16 protein-coding genes and 1 pseudogene are annotated in these 19,009 nt (G+C 73.6%); 8 read left to right on the top strand and 9 right to left on the bottom strand.

All coding sequences use genetic code 11. From position 1 onward, the window contains the following. Positions 1-84: 84 nt before the first annotated feature. From ACFWWR_RS23925 to ACFWWR_RS23890, 8 genes and pseudogenes are all read left to right on the top strand, one after another. Positions 85-1,122: a LacI family DNA-binding transcriptional regulator gene (locus ACFWWR_RS23925; RefSeq protein WP_384305161.1), complete on the top strand. Its 1,038-nt coding sequence runs from the start codon at positions 85-87 to the stop codon at positions 1,120-1,122. Further along, complete coding sequence (locus ACFWWR_RS23920) at positions 1,119-1,883, top strand: SDR family NAD(P)-dependent oxidoreductase (RefSeq protein ID WP_384305159.1); 765 nt, start codon at positions 1,119-1,121, stop codon at positions 1,881-1,883. The genes ACFWWR_RS23925 and ACFWWR_RS23920 overlap by 4 nt, the downstream gene beginning before the upstream one ends. A gap of 95 nt (positions 1,884-1,978) precedes the next feature. Then, entirely contained in the window at positions 1,979-3,124 is a 1,146-nt protein-coding gene (dgoD, locus tag ACFWWR_RS23915; RefSeq protein ID WP_217237528.1) for a galactonate dehydratase, read from the top strand. Positions 3,125-3,523: 399 nt separating this feature from the next. Continuing rightward, positions 3,524-4,954 carry a family 43 glycosylhydrolase gene (locus ACFWWR_RS23910; protein WP_383871945.1) on the top strand — a complete coding sequence of 477 codons (1,431 nt, stop codon included), beginning with the start codon at positions 3,524-3,526 and terminating at the stop codon, positions 4,952-4,954. Between the two features lie 41 nt (positions 4,955-4,995). Then, the gene (locus tag ACFWWR_RS23905; protein ID WP_383871824.1) at positions 4,996-6,447 is read left to right on the top strand and encodes a family 43 glycosylhydrolase; all 1,452 of its coding nucleotides are present in this window, start codon (positions 4,996-4,998) and stop codon (positions 6,445-6,447) included. Between the two features lie 55 nt (positions 6,448-6,502). Further along, positions 6,503-6,667, top strand: coding sequence for a hypothetical protein (locus ACFWWR_RS23900; protein WP_384305157.1), 165 nt, complete (start codon positions 6,503-6,505; stop codon positions 6,665-6,667). Positions 6,668-6,878: 211 nt separating this feature from the next. Then, positions 6,879-7,187: a DUF3040 domain-containing protein gene (locus ACFWWR_RS23895; protein WP_383871819.1), complete on the top strand. Its 309-nt coding sequence runs from the start codon at positions 6,879-6,881 to the stop codon at positions 7,185-7,187. Positions 7,188-7,552: 365 nt separating this feature from the next. Then, a pseudogene (locus ACFWWR_RS23890) lies at positions 7,553-9,184 on the top strand (IS200/IS605 family accessory protein TnpB-related protein). Here ACFWWR_RS23890 and ACFWWR_RS23885 read toward each other — a convergent pair. The 9 genes from ACFWWR_RS23885 to ACFWWR_RS23845 form a co-directional block, all read right to left on the bottom strand. Continuing rightward, positions 9,174-10,139, bottom strand: coding sequence for a glycosyltransferase family 9 protein (locus ACFWWR_RS23885; RefSeq protein ID WP_384305155.1), 966 nt, complete (start codon positions 10,137-10,139; stop codon positions 9,174-9,176). The pseudogene ACFWWR_RS23890 and the gene ACFWWR_RS23885 overlap by 11 nt on opposite strands. Before the next feature lie 328 nt (positions 10,140-10,467). After that, positions 10,468-11,931, bottom strand: a complete 1,464-nt coding sequence (gene rfaE2 / locus ACFWWR_RS23880) for a D-glycero-beta-D-manno-heptose 1-phosphate adenylyltransferase (protein WP_383871817.1) — start codon at positions 11,929-11,931, stop codon at positions 10,468-10,470. After that, entirely contained in the window at positions 11,928-12,509 is a 582-nt protein-coding gene (locus tag ACFWWR_RS23875; RefSeq protein ID WP_383871814.1) for an SIS domain-containing protein, read from the bottom strand. Before ACFWWR_RS23875 ends, rfaE2 begins: the two co-directional genes overlap by 4 nt. After that, positions 12,509-13,726 carry a glycosyltransferase gene (locus ACFWWR_RS23870; RefSeq protein WP_383871810.1) on the bottom strand — a complete coding sequence of 406 codons (1,218 nt, stop codon included), beginning with the start codon at positions 13,724-13,726 and terminating at the stop codon, positions 12,509-12,511. Before ACFWWR_RS23870 ends, ACFWWR_RS23875 begins: the two co-directional genes overlap by 1 nt. Next, a complete protein-coding gene (locus tag ACFWWR_RS23865; RefSeq protein WP_383871808.1) occupies positions 13,723-14,673 on the bottom strand; it encodes a glycosyltransferase in 951 nt (316 codons plus the stop codon). The genes ACFWWR_RS23870 and ACFWWR_RS23865 overlap by 4 nt, the downstream gene beginning before the upstream one ends. Next, a complete protein-coding gene (locus tag ACFWWR_RS23860; protein WP_384305152.1) occupies positions 14,670-15,680 on the bottom strand; it encodes a glycosyltransferase family 9 protein in 1,011 nt (336 codons plus the stop codon). The genes ACFWWR_RS23865 and ACFWWR_RS23860 overlap by 4 nt, the downstream gene beginning before the upstream one ends. Further along, positions 15,677-16,312 (bottom strand): D-glycero-alpha-D-manno-heptose-1,7-bisphosphate 7-phosphatase, encoded by a 636-nt coding sequence (locus ACFWWR_RS23855; protein WP_383871805.1) that lies wholly within the window; start codon positions 16,310-16,312, stop codon positions 15,677-15,679. Before ACFWWR_RS23855 ends, ACFWWR_RS23860 begins: the two co-directional genes overlap by 4 nt. After that, the gene (locus tag ACFWWR_RS23850) at positions 16,309-17,328 is read right to left on the bottom strand and encodes a glycosyltransferase family 2 protein (RefSeq protein WP_384305149.1); all 1,020 of its coding nucleotides are present in this window, start codon (positions 17,326-17,328) and stop codon (positions 16,309-16,311) included. The genes ACFWWR_RS23855 and ACFWWR_RS23850 overlap by 4 nt, the downstream gene beginning before the upstream one ends. Further along, positions 17,325-18,962: a carbamoyltransferase gene (locus ACFWWR_RS23845; protein WP_384305147.1), complete on the bottom strand. Its 1,638-nt coding sequence runs from the start codon at positions 18,960-18,962 to the stop codon at positions 17,325-17,327. Before ACFWWR_RS23845 ends, ACFWWR_RS23850 begins: the two co-directional genes overlap by 4 nt. Between the last annotated feature and the right edge of the window lie 47 nt (positions 18,963-19,009).

Genomic DNA, 19,009 nt, shown 5'->3' with positions numbered 1-19,009 from the left:
TTCGCGAACGTTAGGTTGCACCGCCAGAGAGTGTCAAGAGGCCGGGAACAAGCCATCTCCGGTCAGCGAAGAGAGGGGGCCCCGGTGCCGGAACAGCCCGTGCGGGCCAGGCTGGTGGACGTCGCCCGAGAGGCCGGGGTCTCCAAGGCCACCGTGTCCAAGGTGCTCAACGGCCGGGAGGACCTGTCCGTCCGACCGGAGACCCGGCGGCGCGTGCACGAGGCCGCCACCGCACTCGGCTACCGCCCCCACTCCGGCGCGCGGGCCCTGGCGGGTGCCAGCACGCACGCCTTCGCCCTGCTGGTGCCGGCCCTCGCCAACCCCACCTACGTCACCATCGCCCGCGGCGCCTACCAACGGGCGCGCGAACTGGGCTATCTCTCCCTGCTCGCCGAGGACTTCGAGGGGCAGGAGGCCGACGAGTCCTTCAACGACCTGGTGCAGGAGGGCCGGGTCGACGGTCTGCTCATCGCCTCGGCCCGTCCCGGACACCCGTTGCTGGACGCCCTGAGCCGCAGCCCGATCCCGCACGTCTTCCTCAACCGGTCGGTCGAGGGATCCGGGCGGAACGTCACCATGGACGTGGCCCGTTCCAGCGTCACCGCCCTCGACCACCTCCACGGGCTCGGTCACCGGGCGATCGGCCATATCGCGGGCCCGCCCGGCATCACCCCCAGTGACGCCCGCAAGCACGCGTTCCTGCGGCACGCCGACGCGCTGGGGCTCAGTGCCTCCCCGGTCGCGTCCGGGGACTTCACCGAGGACGGCGGCGGGTCCGCGGCCCTGGAACTGCTCCGCCCCGACGGCAGCGCCCGCCCGCCGGTCACCGCCCTCTACACCAGCTCGCTGGCCCAGGCGATAGGTGCGATGGCGGCGATCCGCGGACTCGGCCTGCGCATCCCCGAGGACATCTCCGTCGTCGGCAACGACGACCTGCCCGTCGCCGCCCACCTCTCCCCGCCGCTGACGACCGTGGCGATGCCCCTGTACGAACTGGGCACCGCGGCCGTGGACGCCCTGGTGGCCGCCATCCAGGGGGCGCCCGTGGGGGACGTCCTCGTACCCACCGAGCCGCGTCTGGTCCTGCGCGGCTCCACCGCGAGACCCGGAGGAACGCCATGACAGCACCCGGGCTGACACGCTTCGCGGGCCGTACCGCCCTGCTCACCGCGGCCGCCTCCGGGATCGGGAAGGCCACCGCCCACCGCCTGGCCGCGGAGGGAGCGTCCGTCCTCGTCACCGACGTGGACGCCGAGGGCGCCGACCGGGTGGCCGAGGAGATCCGCGCCGAGAACGGACACGCCCGGGCCCGCCGGCTCGACGCCACCTCGCCCGAGGAGTGGACCGCGGCCGTCGAGGAGGTGACGTCCTGGACCGGACGCCTCGACGTCCTGCACCTCAACGCCGGCCGGAACCTGCCCGGCCCGGCCCACGAGCTGGACGACGCCGCCTGGCACGACCAGCTGCGGCTCTCCCTCGACTCGGTGTTCTACGGCGTCCGGGCCACGGTGCCGCTGCTCAGAGCCGCCCGGGGGGCGGTGGTGGTCACCTCGTCCGTGCACGCCACCCTCGGCTTCCGCGGCTTCCCCGCGTACGCGGCGGCCAAGGGCGGGATCGGCGCCCTGGTACGACAGCTCGCCGTCGAGTACGGCGGGGAGATCCGGTTCAACGCCGTCCTGCCCGGAGCCGTCGTCACCGCCCTGTGGGCGCACACGCCGCCCGAGTACAAGGACCTGACCATCGCGCGGACACCGGTCGGCAGGCTCGGCTCCCCCGAGGACATCGCGGCCGCGGTGGCCTTCTTCGCCTCCGACGACGCCTCCTTCGTCACCGGCCAGAACCTGCTCGTGGACGGCGGCCGCGGCATCAGCTCCCAGGAGTAGGCCGCCCGTCGCCCCCGCACCTTCTGCTCCCCCACCCCCGCGACACCCACAACGACCGGCCTCCGGGCCGTGCATCAGGACCGGAGGTCCACACCATGAAGATCACTGGGTACGAACTCTTCCTCGTCGAACCGCGCTGGGTCTTCCTGCGCGTCGACACCGACGAGGGCATCTCCGGCTGGGGCGAGCCCATCGTCGAGGGCAAGGCGCACACCGTCGCCCGCTGCGTGGAGGAGATGTTCGACTACCTCGTGGGCCAGGACCCGGCCCGTATCGAGGAGCACTGGCAGGTGCTCGCCAAGAGCGGCTTCTACCGCGGCGGCCCGGTCCTCAGCAGTGCCCTGGCCGGCATCGACCAGGCCCTGTGGGACATCGCGGGCAAGACGCACGGCGTGCCGGTGCACCAGCTTCTCGGCGGCCATGTCCGCGACCGGGTGCGCATCTACGGCTGGGTGGGCGGCGAAACCCCGCAGGAGATAGGCGAGTCGGCGGCCGAGCAGGTCGCCAAGGGGCTGACCGCGGTCAAGCTGAACCCGTGCGGTCAGCTGGAACCGCTCGACACGCCCGCCGCGATCCACGCCATCGTGGAGCAGGTGGCCGCGGTGCGCGAGGCGATCGGCCCGGACCGCGACCTGGCGCTGGACTTCCACGGCCGCTTCAGCGGGGCGATGTCCCGCCGCGTCCTGCCGCTGCTGGAGCCGCTGCTGCCGATGTTCGTCGAGGAACCGGTGCTGCCGGAGTTCACCCGGGACCTCGGCGCCGTGGTGCGCTCCACCTCGATCCCCATCGCCACCGGTGAACGGCTCTACTCCCGCTGGGACTTCCGTTCCGTGCTGGCGGACGGCATCGCCGTGGCGCAGCCGGACATCAGCCACGCCGGAGGCATCTCCGAGACCCGGCGGATCGCCGCGATGGCGGAGACGTACGACGTCCTGGTCGCGCCGCACTGCCCGCTCGGCCCGATCGCACTGGCCGCCAGCCTGCAACTCGACTTCGCCGCCCCCAACTTCCTCATCCAGGAACAGGCGCTCGGCATCGGCTACGGCGACAGCAGCGGGCTGCTGGACTACCTCGTCGACACCGAGCCCTTCACCTTCCGCGACGGCTACATCGACCGCCTGACCGCACCCGGCCTGGGCATCACCATCGACGAGGACGCGGTCCGCGCGGCCGCCGAACGCGGACACCGCTGGCGCAACCCCGTGTGGCGCAACACCGACGGCTCGCTGGCCTCCTGGTAGCAGCCGCCGCGGCCGGCCGCGCCGCGGGTCACGGGGGCGGGTTCGGGGCTCAAGGGCGGATTTCGCGGGCCTCCTCCGTCGCGAGGGGGGCGTCGGCGCCCAGGGTGCACAGCCTGGCCGCCGTCGTGAGGTGGCTCGGGTTCGGCCAGAACCCGGGGTGGGCCGAGTGGGCGGGCATCGGCGCGGGCGTCGTCGTCGGCACGCTGAGCGTCGCACATGTAAAGCGCATGTGACGAAACCGTTGACGGAACCATGGCCCCCGCTTATCTTCTGACCGAATTTACGAACCACGTTCGAAATTACGGACAGGGACGGTCCCGCATGCCAAAGATGTCAGAGCAGCCCCCCGCCAGACGCCACAGGTCCCTGATCCTGTGCGTGCTCGCCGTACTGATCGCCATGGTGTCGGCGACGACCCCGGCCACCGCCGCCGAGGGCCGCCCGTACACCAACCCGGTCAAGTCGACCAAGGGGGCCGACCCCTGGCTCGAGTACTACAACGGCAACTACTACCTGGTCACCACGTCCTTCACCGGTGTGCTGACCATGCGGAAGTCGCCGACGCTGGCCGGACTGTCCACGGCCGCGAGCGTCCAGGTCTGGAGTGACACCACCGCCACCCGCAACACCAACATCTGGGCGCCCGAGCTGCACTTCCTCGACGGTCACTGGTACCTGTACTACTCCGCGGGGCAGAGCGGTGTCGCCTGCTGCGACTCCCAGCGCACCCACGTCCTGGAGAGCGCGGGCACCGACCCGATGGGCCCGTACACCTACAAGAACCAGCTCAGCGGCTCCAACCTCACCCCCGGCGGCTGGCTCATCGACGCCACCGTCCTGAAGGCCAACAACAACCTGTACCTGATCGGCAGCGGCTTCATCAACGGCAGCAGGCAGAGCCTGGTCATCGCGCCGATGAGCAACCCGTACACGCTGGCCAGCAGCACCTTCACCATCATCTCCAGCCCCACCGCGAGCTGGGAGACATCGGGCGGCGCGGTCAACGAGGGACCCGAGCCGCTGTACCACGACGGCCGCACCTTCCTCACCTTCTCCGCCAGCCACTGCCAGACCGCGGACTACAAGCTGGGGCAGCTGGAACTGACCGGCACCGACCCGCTGAACCCCGCCTCCTGGACGAAGAAGTCCACGCCGGTCTTCCAGCGCAATGACGCGGCGAGTGTCTACGGCCCCGGCCACAACGGCTTCTTCACCTCGCCGGACGGCACCGAGAACTGGATCGTCTACCACGCCAACGACACCGCGAACGGCGGCTGCGGCAACGGCCGTACGACGCGGGCGCAGAAGTTCACCTGGAACGCGGACGGCACGCCGAACTTCGGCACCCCGGTGGCGCTCGGCACGACGCTGCCCGGCCCCTCGGGCGAGACCGCGGCGACCCCGACCGCGTACACCCTGGTGAACCGCAACAGCGGCAAGTGCCTGGACGTCGAGAACGGCAACACCGCGGACGGCACCAACATCTTCCAGTGGAGCTGCAACGGCGGCGCCAACCAGAAGTGGCGCGTCGAGGACCTCGGCAACGACACCAGCAGGCTGGTCAACGTCGCGACCGGGAAGGTCATGGACACCACGAGCTGCGCGACGGCCGACGGCACGGACATCAAGCAGTGGTCCTGGCTGAACAACAACTGCCAGAAGTTCCGTCTGGTCTACACGGCCACCGGTGACTACGTGCGGATCGTGAACGAGAACAGCGGCAAGGTCGCCGACGTCGCGAACTGCGGCACCGCGAACGGGGCCGACGTACGGCTGTGGACCTGGCTGAACAACAACTGCCAGCAGTGGCGCCTCGTCCCCACGGCCTGACCTTTCTCCCCACCTCGCACCCCGTGATCTGGAGCAACCCCTTGAGACGCAACGCCGTACGGCTGCTCACGGCCGTCCTCTTCGCCCTGGTGGGCTGCCTCGCCGGGCCCGGCACCGTCGCCCACGCGGCCGTGCCCGCCTCCCCCGGCGTCACCTACACCAACCCGCTCGCCGCACAGCGCGCCGACCCGCACGTCTTCAAGCACACCGACGGCTACTACTACTTCACCGCCACCGTGCCCGCGTACGACAAGATCGTGCTGCGCCGGGCGACCACCATCCAGGGTCTGTCGACGGCCCCCGAGACCACGATCTGGACCAAGCACGCCAGCGGCGTGATGGGCGCCAACATCTGGGCACCGGAGATCCACTACATCGACGGCAAGTGGTACGTGTACTTCGCCGCCGGCTCCACCAGTGACAGGTTCGCGATCCGGATGTACGTCCTGGAGGGCACCGGAGCCAACCCGCTCACCGCGACCTGGGCCGAGAAGGGCCAGATCAAGACGACGTGGGAGAGCTTCTCCCTCGACTCCACCACCTTCGTCGTGGGCGGGGTCCGCTACCTCGCCTGGGCCCAGCGCAACCCGGCCGAGAACAACAACACCAGCCTGTTCATCGCCAAGATGGCCAACCCCTGGACGATCACCGGCACTCCGGCGGAGATCTCCCAGCCGACGCTGTCCTGGGAGACGATCGGCTTCAAGGTCAACGAGGGCCCGGCGGTGATCGAGCACGGCGGCAAGGTCTTCATGACCTACTCGGCCAGCGCGACCGACGCCAACTACTGCCTCGGCATGCTGACCGCCTCCGCGACGGCCGACCTGACCAACCCGGCGTCCTGGGCCAAGGGTTCCCAGCCGGTGTTCAAGTCGAGCGACGCGACCTCGCAGTACGGGCCGGGCCACAACTCCTTCACCGTCTCCGAGGACGGCAAGTCCGACATCCTCGTCTACCACGACCGCAGCTACAAGGACATCACCGGCGACCCCCTGAACGACCCCAACCGCCGCACCCGCGTCCAGAAGGTGTACTGGAAGGCCGACGGCACCCCCGACTTCGGCATCCCGGTCGCCGACGGGGTCACCCCGCAGCGCTTCTCGTCGTACAACTTCGCGGACCGCTTCATCCGCCACTTCGACTACCGGGGCCGGATCGACGCCAACGTCAGCCCGCTGGCCGACTCGCAGTTCCGCGTGGTCACCGGCCTGACCGGCAGCGGCACCGTGTCGCTGGAGTCGACCAACTTCCCCGGCTACTACCTGCGGAGCAACGCGAGCTTCGAGGTCCGGCTGGAGAAGAACGACGGCACGGCCCAGTTCGCCTCCGACGCCACCTTCTACAAGCGGGCGGGTCTGTCGGACTCGGCGGGCGTCTCCTACGAGTCGTACGCCTCCGCCGGGCGCTACATACGCCACTACACCTACCTGCTGTACGTGCAGACGCCGAGCACGGCCACGGACCGGGCGGACGCCACGTTCTACAGCCAGTGACCCACGCCACCTCTGCCCCTGACGCGCCCCGGAGCGGGCAGCGGCAGGGGCAGAGGTGGACGTGCCGGCACGGGGGGTGCCGCGTACGCCGGTGCAGGCGGCCGGACCGTGGGACGTGAGCGACCGTGGGACGTGCGCGACGGACAGCGACCGCGCGGCGTCCCACCCCGGGTTCGACAACGTCCTCGGGCCGGCGACCGTGTCCTCCGCCCAGTCCTGAGGGGAACCGCCGGAACCGCCGACGCCGGACGCCTGATGTCCGGCCTGTTCCGGAGGACGGCGTCGTCGAGGCCGACTCGAGCGTGGCGGCCGACAAGGGGTGGCTGGGTGGCCGAGGCTCTGCCCGGACGCCTGGAGCCGTGCCCCACCGGTTAGTTCGGGCGGCGGCCGGGCATCCGAAGAGGGACTCTCCGGCCCCGCGAGGAGCGACCGTGACCACAAGCCGACTCCCCGATCACGAGCAGCGCATCCTCGACGAGATGGAACGCGCGTTGCGCCGCGACCGCCGCCTCGACCGCCGGATGCGCACGCTACGGCCGCGTCGCCCCTCCGCCCTCTCACGGCTGGCGTCCTGCCGGCCGCCCATCTGGATCGTCGCGCTCCTGCTCGCGGTGTCGATCGGGCTCATGGTGACCGGCATCCGCACCGCCGAACCCGGCGTGATCTGGACCTTCGCCGCCGTGTGGCCCTTCACCCTGTTCTCGGCGTTCCGCCTGTTGTGCCGGTGGACCGAGCGCTGAGCCGGGGCCGGGCCGGGCTCGACCCGAGCAGCGGCGGGCGGTCGACTTCCGTGGGGCGTCGGCAGGGCAGGGCGCCAGGACGACGGTCGAGGTCTCGGTGAGGGAGGCGGGAGTGGTTGCCGTGGCGGTGACGAGGCCGACGGGGGCCGCCTGAGTCAAGGGGCAGGGGTTGGGAACTGCTGGGATTTGAGTGCGTACGAGTGCGTTCTGGCGTGTGTGAGTGAGCGCGGAGGGGCTTGGTGAGCGGCTGGGTGCTGCTGTCTCGGGAGGGGAATGGGAGTTCGTTCATCGCATGTGTGACCTTTCCGGGTGGGGCTCGTTGGGTGTGATGAGCGGGTTTTCGAGGGGCCGTGTGGGGGTGTGGGATGGGCGGGTTGCGGGAGCTTGCGGCGTCGTTTGTGGTGCCCGGTCCCTCGGGCGCGACGGTCCGGACCCGGCTCAAGCAGCTCACGCCCGCCGATGAAAAGGTCCTCGCCCTGGTTGGCGCGCACCTCGGTTCGCTGGCCTCCCGGGACTTGAAGGTGCGGTGCGCGGACGGTCTGGAGCACTCCGCGGAGACCTGGGCGGCCCGCAAGCGGGACCTGACGGCTGTGTCGTCGTCCCGGTGGGCCGGGTCGCTCACCAAAGCCAGCCATGATCAGTGGGCGCTCGCACGGCGCGGCCGGCTCGCCCACATCCAGTCCCTTGAGGCGGGCATCCGGACGCTCGCGCACCGGCTGTCGCTGCCGGTCGGCGCGAAGGGCTCGAAACAGGCGCCGGGCGGCTACCGCAGCAAGCGGGAGTGGCACGCGAAGACCCGCCGCCTGCACATCCTCGAAGACCGGCTGGAACGGGCGCGGGCCGATTGGGAGACCGGGACCGTGCACGTGGTGCGCGGCAGCAAGCGGCTGGCCCGCACCCGCCACCAGCTGACCGCCGCCCAGCTGACCGAGGCTCAGTGGCGGCGGCGGTGGGAGGCGTCGCGCTGGTTCCTGCAGGCGGACGGCGAGTCCGGGAAGCGCTACGGCAACGAGACGATCCGCGTCAGCCCGGACGGCGAGGTGAGCATCAAGCTCCCGACGCCGCTCGCCGGGCTGGCCAATGCCCCGCACGGCCGGTACGTCCTCGCCGCGCAGGTGCGCTTCCCGCACCGTGGGCAGGAGTGGGCGGACCGGGTGGAGGCCAACCGCGCGGTCGCCTACCGCATCCACCTCGACGTGGTACGCGGGCGTTGGTATGTGACCGCCTGCTGGCAGCTTCCGGTGTCGAAGACCGTCCCGATGGTCGGCGCCCTCGCGCACGGTGTGATCGGCGTCGACATGAACGCCGACCACCTGGCCGCCTGGCGCCTGGACGTCCACGGCAACCCGACCGGCCATCCCCGCCGCTTCTTCTACGACTTGTCCGGCACCGCCGAGCACCGTGACGCCCACGTCCGCCACGCCCTGACCCGGCTGCTGCACTGGGCCCGGCGCCTGCGGCGTGCAGGCCATCGCGGTGGAGGATCTGGACTTCGCCGCGGAGAAGACCCGCGAGAAGCACGGCCGCCGCAAGCGATTCCGGCAGTTGATCTCCGGCATGCCCACCGGACGGCTTCGCGCCCGGTGGCCTCGATGGCCGACCAGACCGGCATCGCGATCATCGCGGTGGACCCGGCCTACACCTCGAAGTGGGGCGCCCAGCACTGGCAGAAGCCCCTCACCCACGAAAACAGGAAGACCACTCGCCACGAGGCTGCCGCCGTGGCGATCGGACGGCGCGCCCAAGGACACCCGATCCGGCGACGGACGACACCGCCCCCTGCACACCAGAGTGATGTGCACGGGCATCGGACCGTCCAGGCCGACCGGCGTGCCCTCGGGCGTGAGGGACCCCGCCCTCCCGTTCCCGGACCACGGACACGATCCGTGCCACCGGACCGCGGAGCGAACGCGGGCAACCAGAACGCCCAACACCGCTCGGGGCGTTCGGCCGAGCATGATTCCTGGCAACAGGACTCACTCCCGCTCAGTCATTAGGAACGGTGCCTCGTAGCTCGTGCAGGGCGGCCAGCACGTCTTCCGGGCGGAGGCGCAGCAGGGCGGCGTCGGGTGCGCCCGCGTGCGGATCGCCCTCCTGGCCGGGGTGCCACAGGGCCCGGTGCCGCGGGTCGGCGGGCGGGCCCCAACGGCTCGGCGGGACCGGGCCGAAGAGGGTGACGGAGGGGGTGGCGTGGGCGACCGCGAGGTGGGCGATGCCGGTGTCGCCGCTGATCACGGCGTGGGCGTCGGCGACCAGCGCGGAGAGCCGGTCGAAGGGCAGCCCGCCGCCGAAGACGTCAGTGTCGGGCAGGTCGGCGCGCTTGGCCAGGTCGGCCACCAGGTCGGCCTCGTCCGCTCCCCCGGTGACCACGACCCTCTGCCCGCGCTCGCGCAGGGCCTCGGCGACCTCCGCGTAGCGCTCTGTGGGCCAGCAGCGGGAGGGTGCGCCCGCGCCGGGGTGCAGGACGACGGCGCCGGGCGCCGGTGACGGCCAGGGCGGACGCGGCAGCCGCAGGTCGGCGGGGTCGGCGTCGATGCCGTACGACCGCAGGAGCCGGCACCAGCGGTCCCGTTCGTGTTCCTCCGGGTACCACCGCGGGCCGTCGACCTCGGGGGTCTCGGGGTGCGCGAAGGCCAGCAGTCGCAGCGGGCGCGACTCCATCAGCAGACGGTGGCTGGGCGGGCCGTTGCCGTGCAGGTCGACCGCGATGTCGGGGGGCGGGCCGGTCCAGTCGATGCGTCGGGGGACGGCCCGCCCGGGTGCCGACGCGGGCAGCAGCCGGTCGACGGCACCCGTGGCCGCCGCGACCGGCCCGAGCTCGGCGGGCGCGGCCAGCACGAGCTCATGTCCCGGAAACCCCCGGCGCAGCGCGCGCAGCGCGGGCACACCGGCGAGGAGGTCACCGAGGCCGAGGGCACGCAGGACCAGCAGGCGAAGGCGCGCGATGGTCACGGGGCGCCTCCGCTCCGGGGCGACGGAAAGGTCGAGTGGCGGTCCCCCGCGTGCGCGACGGAAGTCAGGACCCGCCACCCACCGCCGTCGACACCCACCCCAGGGCCACAACGCCCGAAGGCCCATACCTCACGCACGGAACGCCTGCGAAGGCGCGCGATGGTCACAGGGCGCCTCCGCTCCGGGGCGACGCAAGGGCCGAGTGGCACTGCCCGGCACCACCCCGGGCGCACCAGGCCCGAGGGCCCCGCGCCGCACCACCCCGGGGCACGCGTGTCCGCCGGGCGGCGCCTCGTCGTCCACGCACCCCCGGCCGCCGCCGGGGCCGTCATCGGGCCACGCCCGCCGCTCGGGCCATCAGGGTCGTCGAGGAGCGGCCGTCGAGGTAGGGCAGCAGGACCGCTTGGCCGCCCCACTCCTCCAGCAGCGCGGCTTCGGGGAGTTCGGCGCCGGCGTAGTCGCCGCCCTTGACCCAGACCTGTGGGCGGAGTTCGGACAGCAGGCGTTCGGGGGTGTCCTCGTCGAACACGGCGACGGCGTCCACGCAGGCCAGCGCGCGCAGGACGCGGACGCGGTCGGCGAGCGGGTTGACCGGGCGGCCCTCGCCCTTGCGCCGCCGCACCGACGCGTCCGAGTTGACGCAGACGACCAGGCAGTCGCCGAGCCGCCGGGCGGCCTGGAGCAGTCCGACGTGACCGGCGTGCAGGAGGTCGAAGCAGCCGCCCGCGGCGACGACGGTGCCGTGCGCGGCGCGGACGCGGGCGGCCAGGGCGAGCGGGTCTCCCGGGTCGCCGTGGACGGCCGGAGAATCCGCTTCCTCGCAGGCCAGCGCGGCCGCACCGCCCGTTCCGACGAAGTCGCTCGCGGCGGCCACCGCGCCCTCGACCGCCTCCCCGACGAGCGCCCCGTCCGCGAGCAGCCCGGCCGCCGTGGCCGCGAACCGGTCGCCCGCACCGCACGGGTCGCCGGTGTGCGCGGTGGGCGCGGGGACGAGCAGCGGGTGCTCCCCGTACGACAGGAGGGCGCCGCGCGCGCCGAGGGTCACCGCGACGGCGGCGACCCGCCAGTGCCGGACGAGGGCGGCGGCGCCGCGGGCGGCGACGCGCAGGTCGCCGTCCGGCGCGCCGCCCTCCCCGGACAGGGCGTACGCCTCCTTCTCCGACGGCGAGACCAGCCGCGTGCCCGCTACCGGCGGGCCGCCGCGCGGGTGCGGGTCCCAGACGAGGGGCGGGCGTTCGGCGAGGACGTCCCGCAGCGCGTCGGCGGCGCCGCGGCCGTAGTCGGAGACCAGCACGGAAGGCGCCCGGCGGATCGCCCGGCGCGCCTGGTCGGTGGCCTCCCTCACCTGGCCGTCTCCCCGGTCCAGGCGGACGACGGGGCGGCCCTGGGCGAGGACGCGGGTCTTCTCGGACAGCGGGCCGGTCAGCGGGAGCGGGATCAGCGTCAGCCACGGTTCGAGCAGCCGCCGCAGTTCTTGGCCGGCGGGGTCGTCGCCCAGCCCGGTGACGAGGGTGACGTCGTGGCCGTCGCGGGCGGCGAGGTAGGCGGCGAGGGCGGCGCCGCCCGGCCGCAGGTGCTGCCCGCAGTCGGCGACGACCGGCACGGGTGCGTCGGGCGCGAGCCGCTCGGCGTGACCGGTGAGGTCCCGGTCGAGCAGCGCGTCGCCGACCACCAGCAGCGGGGCCCGGCGGCGTCCGCCACCGCGGACGGTGCCCGGCGCGCCCGCTCCCGGCGCGGCGGCCGTACCGTCTCGTGGCGTGTCCGCCGCGCCCTCTTCCCACCCGCCGGTCATGCCGCACCCCGCTCCACCGCCGCGTCGAACGCCGCGCACACCATGTGCACCGCCACCAGGTGGAGTTCCTGGACCGTCGCGGCGGACGCGGCCGTCACGCACAGGGATTCGTCGCTGCCCGCCATGAGGGGGTTGGGGGCCGGGCCGGTGAGCGCCCACACGCGCAGGCCCGCCGAGCGTGCCGCGTCCGCGGCGGACAGCAGGTTGGCGCTGGCGCCGCTGGTGGACAGCAGCATCAGGACGTCGCCGGGACGGCCGTGCGCGCGGACCTGGCGGGCGAAGACCTCGTCGACGCCGTAGTCGTTGGCGATGGCGGTCGTGCTGGAGGTGTCGGCGTGCAGGGCGATCGCGGAGAACGCCGGCCGGTCGTCGCGGTAGCGGCCGACGAGTTCGGCGGTGAGGTGCTGGGCCTGGGCGGCGCTGCCGCCGTTGCCCGCGACCAGCAGCCTGCCGCCCCCGGCGAGGACGGCGGCCAGGCGCTCGCCCCAGCGCTCGATGATGTGGGCTGAGGCGCGGAACGCGCCCAGCGCGTCCTGGAGTTCGTCGCAGTGGGCGACGGTGGGCGGGTGGAGGGTCATCAGGCCACCTCCTTCGGCAGTGCTTGTCCGACCGCCACCTGGCGGTAGACCTGTTCGACGCCGTCGGCGACCCGCTGCCAGGTGTAGTGGGCGAGGACCCGGGCGCGGCCGGCGCTGCCGTAGCGGCGGCGGGTGCCGTCCTCGGCGAGCAGGTCGCGTACGGCGCCGGCGATCGCGTCGGGGTCGCCGGGCGGTACCAGCCGGCCGGTACGGCCGTCGTCGACCGTGTCCCGGTGGCCTCCGACGTCGGTGGCGACGACGGGGACGGCGCACGCCATCGCCTCCAGCGGCACGATGCCGAACGGCTCGTAGACCGGTGTGCACAGGACGAGGTCCGCACCGCGCATCAGGGCGGGCATGTCGGCCGGGTCGACCGCGCCGAGCAGCCGCACCCGGTCGGCGACGCCGGTGCGCTGCGCGAGCCGTCTCAGTCGTTCCGCCTCGGGGTCGGCGTCCAGCAGGCCGGGCGCGGGGCCGCCGGCGATCAGGAGTTCGGTGTCCGGGGTCCGGGCCAGTGCGCGGATCGCCTGGTCGTAGCCCTTGCGGCGGACCAGCCTGCCGCAGGCGAGGAGTCGGTGCCGCTGCTGCCGGGCGGGGGCGGCGGTGGGGTCCGCGCCGGGGTGGAAGTGCTCGACGTCCACCCCGCAGGGCACGACGGACGTCTGCCGCGTCGGTACGCCCATGTCCGCCAGCTCGTACACCTCGTCGGTGCAGGTCGCCAGGACGCGTTCGCAGCCGCGGCCGATCTGCCGCTCGATGCCGACGCGTTCGTACGGGCTGGTGTCACGCCTGCCCTGGTGGCGCCGCTTGACGGTGCCGAGGGCGTGGAAGGTCTGCACGACCGGGACGCCGTGGGCGCCGGCGCCGATCTGGGCGGCCATGCCGGACATCCAGAAGTGGGCGTGCACCACGTCGGGCCGCTCGCGGGCCCAGGCGCGTGCCAGGCAGGAGCCGAAGACGGGCATGTGGGGGAACAGTTCGTCCTTGGGGACGGACTCGGGGGGTCCGGCCGGCACGTGCTCGACGACGGCGCCGCCGGGCAGCGGAACCCGGTCGGGCAGGTCGGTGCTGTCGCGGCGGGTGTAGACCGTGACGTCGTGGCCGCGCCGCGCCAGTTCCTCGCTGAGGCGGGCCACGTACACGTTCTGGCCACCGGCGTCGACACCGCCGAGCGCGGCGAGCGGGCTCGCGTGCTCGGACACCATGGCGATCCTCATCGGGTCACCTCCTTCAGCAACCGCTCCCAGTCCTCCAGGAAGCGGGACAGCCCGTAGCGGGCGAGCGCCGCCGCCCGCGCGCCCTCGCCGATCATGCGAGCGTGCGCGGGATCGGCCACGAAGTCCCGTACGGCATCGGTCAGTACGTCGATCCTGTTGGACACCACTCCGGCGCCGTCGGGAACCGCCTCGGCGACCTCGGTGGTGGCCAGTGCGACCACGGGCATGCCCAGGTGCATCGCCTCCAGCAGCGACAGTCCGAGAGAGGTCCAGCGGACGGGGTGGACGTAGACGCGTCGCCGCGCCATCGCCGCGTGCAGGTCCGCCTGCACGAGTTCGTGGGACCGGCACCGGTCGGGCGGGAGACCGAGGTGGTCTGCGAGCCCTTCGGTGCGCATGCCGAAGACGTCCAGCGGGGCGGCGTCGGCGAACGCGGGCAGCAGGTCGGTTCCGGTGGTACGGCCGCGCCGCACCGGCTCGTTGACGACCACGGCCGCCCGGTCCAGTTCGCCGGTCCACCGCTGTCCGGGGTCGACCACGCCGTGCTCGATGACGGTCGTCGGGGTGGGACCGGCGTCCCACATCAGCCGGTTGAAGTGGGTGACGTGGACCAGGGTGACGCCGGGGATGTCGGCGGCCGGGTGGCGGGTGTCGGGCACGTCCCCGTGCGGGGCGTTGTGCTCCAGGTACACCAGGGGCGGGCGGCGGCCCAGCCACCGGTCGACGAGGGCCGGTTCGTGCGGCCGTTGCAGCACGACGGCGTCGATGCCGGCGTCCCGCAGCCGCTCCAGGGGGACTTCGACGACGGAGTCGGGCCAGTCGAAGGTGCGGGCGCGGCCGAGGCCGTCGGGTCCGCGGTCGGGGGTGACGGGGACGAGGTAGGTGTGCGGTCCCTGGACGAAGGCCGTGGTCCAGGAGCCGTGCACGTGCCAGAGCAGGATCCTCATCTCTGCCTCCCCACCGCCCCGACCTCCGCGACGAGCTTCTCGACGGCGGCGACCACGTCGTGTGCGGTCACGGTGTCCAGGCAGGGATGCCCGGGCACGGGGCACTCCCGGGCCCTGCTGTCCGCGCAGGGCGCGTGCTGGTCGCCGAGCAGCACGTAGGGGACGCCGTACGGCCGCCACCGCTCGGCGGGCACGACCGGCGCGAACAGCGAGACGACGGGGGTGCCGACGGCGGCGGCGAGGTGGGCGGGCGCGGTGTTGCCGGTGACCACGGCGTCGGCACCTGCCAGCACCCCGGCCAGTTCCGCGGCGCCGGTACGGCCGCCGAGGTCGAGTCCGTGCTCGCCGGCGACGTGCGCGGTCAGGTCGCGCTCGTGCGGGCCGCCGGTCACCACGATCCGGTGTCCGGCCGCCGCCAGTTCGCGGACCGCCCCGGCGCTGCGGTCGGGACCCCAGGCCCGGGCCGGGACGCTGGCGCCGGGATGCAGCACGAGGTACGGCTCCGGGCCGGTCAGCCCGGTGGTGCGGGGCGGGGGCAGCACCCGCAGCCGTCCGTCGTCGGGCGAGGGGAATCCCGCGGCCTCGGCGAGGTCGAGCATCGCCTCGGCCTCGTGGACGTGCGGGGCGCGGTGGTGGCGTACGTCGAGCAGGGAGCCGGGGTAGTCCTCGCTGTCCGCGGCGATGTGTGCCACCCCGGCCAGGCGCAGCAGCAGGGCGGTGGGCAGAGGTGACTGGTGGAACGAGGTCAGGATCAGGGCCGTGTCGGCGTCGATGGCGTCGATGAGCTGCTCGACCTCGCCGCGGCCGACGGGCGGGGCGTCGAGGCCCACCCAGGGCGCGTCCCAGACGAGGATGTCGTCCACGCCCGGCAGCAGCCGGGCGGCGGGCGCGCCGCGCGGGCCGCACAGCAGGGTGACCGTGTCGGCCCGGGCGGCGACGGCACGGACGGCGGGTCCGGTGAGCAGAACGTCGCCGAAGCTGTCGAGACGGGTGACGAGGGCCTTCACCGCGACCTCCCGCTGGTGTCGTCGGGCGGGCGGGGGGCCTCGACGGGCTGCCTCCCGCCGGTGTCGTAGGCGGCCGCGATGGGCCGTTCGTCGGCCAGGACACGGCCCGTCGGCGGCCCGTTCAGCAGGGCCCGCACGGCGGTCAGGAGGTCGGGGGCCACATGGTCCGCGCCCGCCGTCTCCTCCGGCCGGGTCCCGGGAGTGGGGACGAGGATGCCGTGGGCGCCCGCCCGGCGTGCGGCCTCGACGTCGGCGCCGATGTCGCCGACGACGACGCAGTCCGAGGGCGCGGTGCAGATGCGTCCGGCCGCCCAGAGGACGAGGCCCGGTTCGGGTTTGCGGCAGTGGCAGCCGTCGTCGGGGCCGTGCGGGCAGACGCCCCACACGTCGAAGGGGCCGAGGAGCTCGTCGACGCGGTGGTTGACGTGCCGGACGTCGGCGTCGGTGAGCAGTCCGCGCGCGATGCCCGACTGGTTGGTGACGACGCCGGTGCGGATGCCGTGCCGGCGCAGCAGACCGAGTGCCTCGCGGGCACCGGCGACGGGGCGGACGCGGTCGGGGTCGCCATTGTAGGGAACGTCGTGGACGAGGGTGCCGTCGCGGTCGAACAGCACGGCCCGTACGCGGCTCATGCGGCCACCTCCTGCCAGTCGGGTGCGTCGCGGTGCCGCCACAGCCCGCCGAGCCAGTGCCAGGTGGCCGCGGGCGGGATGAGCGCGCTGGTGGCGAGCATGGTGGTCACCTCGTACCGGGTGCGCGGCCCGGGGGCGATGCGCGCCCAGGCGAACTCGCCGGTGCCGGCGGCCCAACCCAGCGCGGCGACCGCGGTGGCCCGGCGGCGTCCGGTGACCGCGAGGGCGCACGCGGCGGCACCGGCCGCCGTGATCGCGAGGTGCCTGTGCAGCCGGCCCCGCGGGGCGATGGCCTTCTCCCACCAGTCGGGGCCGTGCAGGTGCCGCATCAGGGCGTCGTCGGCGTTGCCGCGCTGGGCGCGCAGGGACACCCAGCGGTCGGCGGGGCGCACGGGGTGGCGGGTGGTGCGGCGGCCCTGCCGGATGCGCCAGCCGGCGTCGAGGACGCGCAGGGCGAGGTCGGCGTCCTCGCGGTAGGCGCGCGGGAAGCGTTCGTCGAAGCCGCCGACCTGCTTCAGGGCGTCGGTGCGGTAGGCCATGTCGGCGGTGATCCAGCGGGCCTGCGCGAGACCGGCGGTGCCGCGTTCCCAGTCGGTGGGCCGGCGCTCGCCGGGCAGCGGTACGGCGATCACGCCCTGCACGCCCGCGGTCCGCGGGGTGGTGTCGGCCAGGTCCTGCGCCAGTTGCTCGCACCAGTGCGGGCCGACCTGGACGTCGTCGTCGAGGAAGGCGACCCAGGGCGAGGCGATGACGCGCAGTCCGGTGTTGCGGGCGGCGGCGGGCCCGCGCCCGCCGCTCGGGACCACGGTGGTGCGGTCGCGCAGGTCGCCCAGCACGCTGAGCGGGTGTTCCCACGGCCCGGGATCGGGGTCGGGCCGGTCGTCGACGAGGACGATCTCGTGCGGCTTGGGACCGGTCGCGGCGGCGAGCGCGGCAAGACAGTCGGCGAGGGTGTCGCGCACGAGGGTGGGGATCACCACCGCGTAGGCGGTGCCGGCGGAGGTCTTCGGTGTCATGCGAACGCCCTCCCCCTGCGCACGACGTACGGTCCGAGGGCGAGCAGGTCGACGGGCGCGGAGCCGAAGCACTCCAGTGCGTCACGCGGGTCGTCGACCATGGGCCGGCCGGCGGTGTTGAGGCTGGTGTTCACCACCACGGGCAGCCCGGTGCGCCGCTCGAAGGCGTGCAGCATCCGCGCCACCAGCGGCTCCCGCCGCTCCTCGACGGTCTGGATACGGGCGGTGCCGTCGACGTGCACGACGGCCGGGATGCGGCCCTGCCATTCCCGTGCGACGTCGTGGACGAAGAGCATGTACGGGCTGGGCAGCGGTCCTCTGAACAGTTCGTGCGCGCGCCCGGCCAGCACCATCGGGGCGACCGGCCGGAACTCCTCGCGGCCCTTGACGTGGTTGAGCCGTTCCAGGTTCTCGGCCCGTCCCGGATGGGCGAGCAGGGAGCGGTGCCCGAGGGCACGCGGCCCGTACTCGCTGCGGCCCTGGAACCAGGCGACGACCCCGTCCCGGGCGAGTTCCTCGGCGACGGCCTCGGCGACGTCGGCGGGCCGTTCGTACGGTACGGCGGCCTCGTCGAGCCGGGCGCGCAGTTCCTCGTCGCTCCAGCCGCGGCCGAGGTCGGCGCCGGGCATGGGCTGCGGGGGTTCGTCGTCCTGCGCGGCCAGGTGGAGGGCTCCGCCGAGGGCGGTTCCGGCGTCTCCGGCGGCGGGCTGCACCCACACGTGCGGGTAGGGCCCCCGGGCGGCGATCTTGGAGTTGGCGACACAGTTGAGGGCGACGCCTCCGGCGAGGGTGAGGGCCTCGCCGCCGGCCGCGCCGTGCAGCCAGTGGACCAGTTCGAGGAGGACCTCCTCGAGCACGGCCTGGGCACTGGCGGCGAGGTCGGCGTGGTCCCGGGTCCAGTCCTCGCCCTTGGCGCGGGGCGGGGTCAGGGCCGCCCAGTCGACGCCGTGGGCGCGGAAACCGCCGTCGCCGGTGGCGTGGACGTGCTGCCGCAGCTGGGGCAGGAAGCGCGGTTTGCCGTAGGAGGCGAGGGCCATCACCTTGTACTCGTCGCTGCTGCGCAGGAAGCCGAGGTGTGCGGTGAGCTCCTCGTAGAACAGGCCCAGGGAGTGCGGCAGCGCCTGGGCGCCGAGGGTGTCGAGCTTGCCCTCGTGGTAGCGGCCGGCCAGATGGGAGGCGGCCTCCCCGCGGCCGTCGAGTACGAGGACGGCGCTGTCGGGATGCGGTGAGGCGGGCCCGGCGGAGGCGGCGTGCGCGACGTGGTGCGGGACGAAGACCACCCGGTCGGCGTCGAGGCCGGGCAGGGCTTCGGCCAGGAATTCGGGGGCGCGTCGGGCGTACTCCAGACGCAGGGGGTCCCAGGGGTCGTCCAGACCCAGGTCGCGGGCCGGCCGGGCCAGCTTCGGGTCGAAGGAGTAGGTCACCGCGTCGAGTTCTTCCGGGCGTATGCCCGCCTGCTCCAGACACCAGCGGGCGGAGAGCTCGGGCAGCTCCCACGCGGAGAACGGCAGGGGGCGCTTGCCGTGCTTGCGGCGGCTGAAGCGCTCCTCCTCGGCTGCCGCGACCGTGTGGCCGTCGACGACGAGGGCGGCGGCCGGGTCGTGGAACAGGGCGTTGATACCAAGGATGCGCATGGGATGTGCTCCGTCCCGGCGGCTGTGAGGACTCAAGGCTCGCGAGT

The organism is Streptomyces sp. NPDC058678, from assembly GCF_042714835.1.
In the GTDB taxonomy this organism is placed as follows: Bacteria; Actinomycetota; Actinomycetes; order Streptomycetales; family Streptomycetaceae; genus Streptomyces.
This window is presented reverse-complemented; position numbering and strand designations above follow the sequence as displayed.

What these genes read in the sequence shown, in the direction of transcription:
- ACFWWR_RS23920 (WP_384305159.1), top strand. Translation starts at nt 1,119, where the DNA reads ATGACAGCACCCGGGCTGACACGCTTCGCGGGCCGTACCGCCCTGCTC.
- dgoD (WP_217237528.1), top strand. Translation starts at nt 1,979, where the DNA reads ATGAAGATCACTGGGTACGAACTCTTCCTCGTCGAACCGCGCTGGGTC.
- ACFWWR_RS23910 (WP_383871945.1), top strand. Translation starts at nt 3,524, where the DNA reads ATGGTGTCGGCGACGACCCCGGCCACCGCCGCCGAGGGCCGCCCGTAC.
- rfaE2 (WP_383871817.1), bottom strand. Translation starts at nt 11,931, where the DNA reads ATGACCGGCGGGTGGGAAGAGGGCGCGGCGGACACGCCACGAGACGGT.
- ACFWWR_RS23875 (WP_383871814.1), bottom strand. Translation starts at nt 12,509, where the DNA reads ATGACCCTCCACCCGCCCACCGTCGCCCACTGCGACGAACTCCAGGAC.
- ACFWWR_RS23870 (WP_383871810.1), bottom strand. Translation starts at nt 13,726, where the DNA reads ATGAGGATCGCCATGGTGTCCGAGCACGCGAGCCCGCTCGCCGCGCTC.
- ACFWWR_RS23865 (WP_383871808.1), bottom strand. Translation starts at nt 14,673, where the DNA reads ATGAGGATCCTGCTCTGGCACGTGCACGGCTCCTGGACCACGGCCTTC.
- ACFWWR_RS23855 (WP_383871805.1), bottom strand. Translation starts at nt 16,312, where the DNA reads ATGAGCCGCGTACGGGCCGTGCTGTTCGACCGCGACGGCACCCTCGTC.
- ACFWWR_RS23850 (WP_384305149.1), bottom strand. Translation starts at nt 17,328, where the DNA reads ATGACACCGAAGACCTCCGCCGGCACCGCCTACGCGGTGGTGATCCCC.
- ACFWWR_RS23845 (WP_384305147.1), bottom strand. Translation starts at nt 18,962, where the DNA reads ATGCGCATCCTTGGTATCAACGCCCTGTTCCACGACCCGGCCGCCGCC.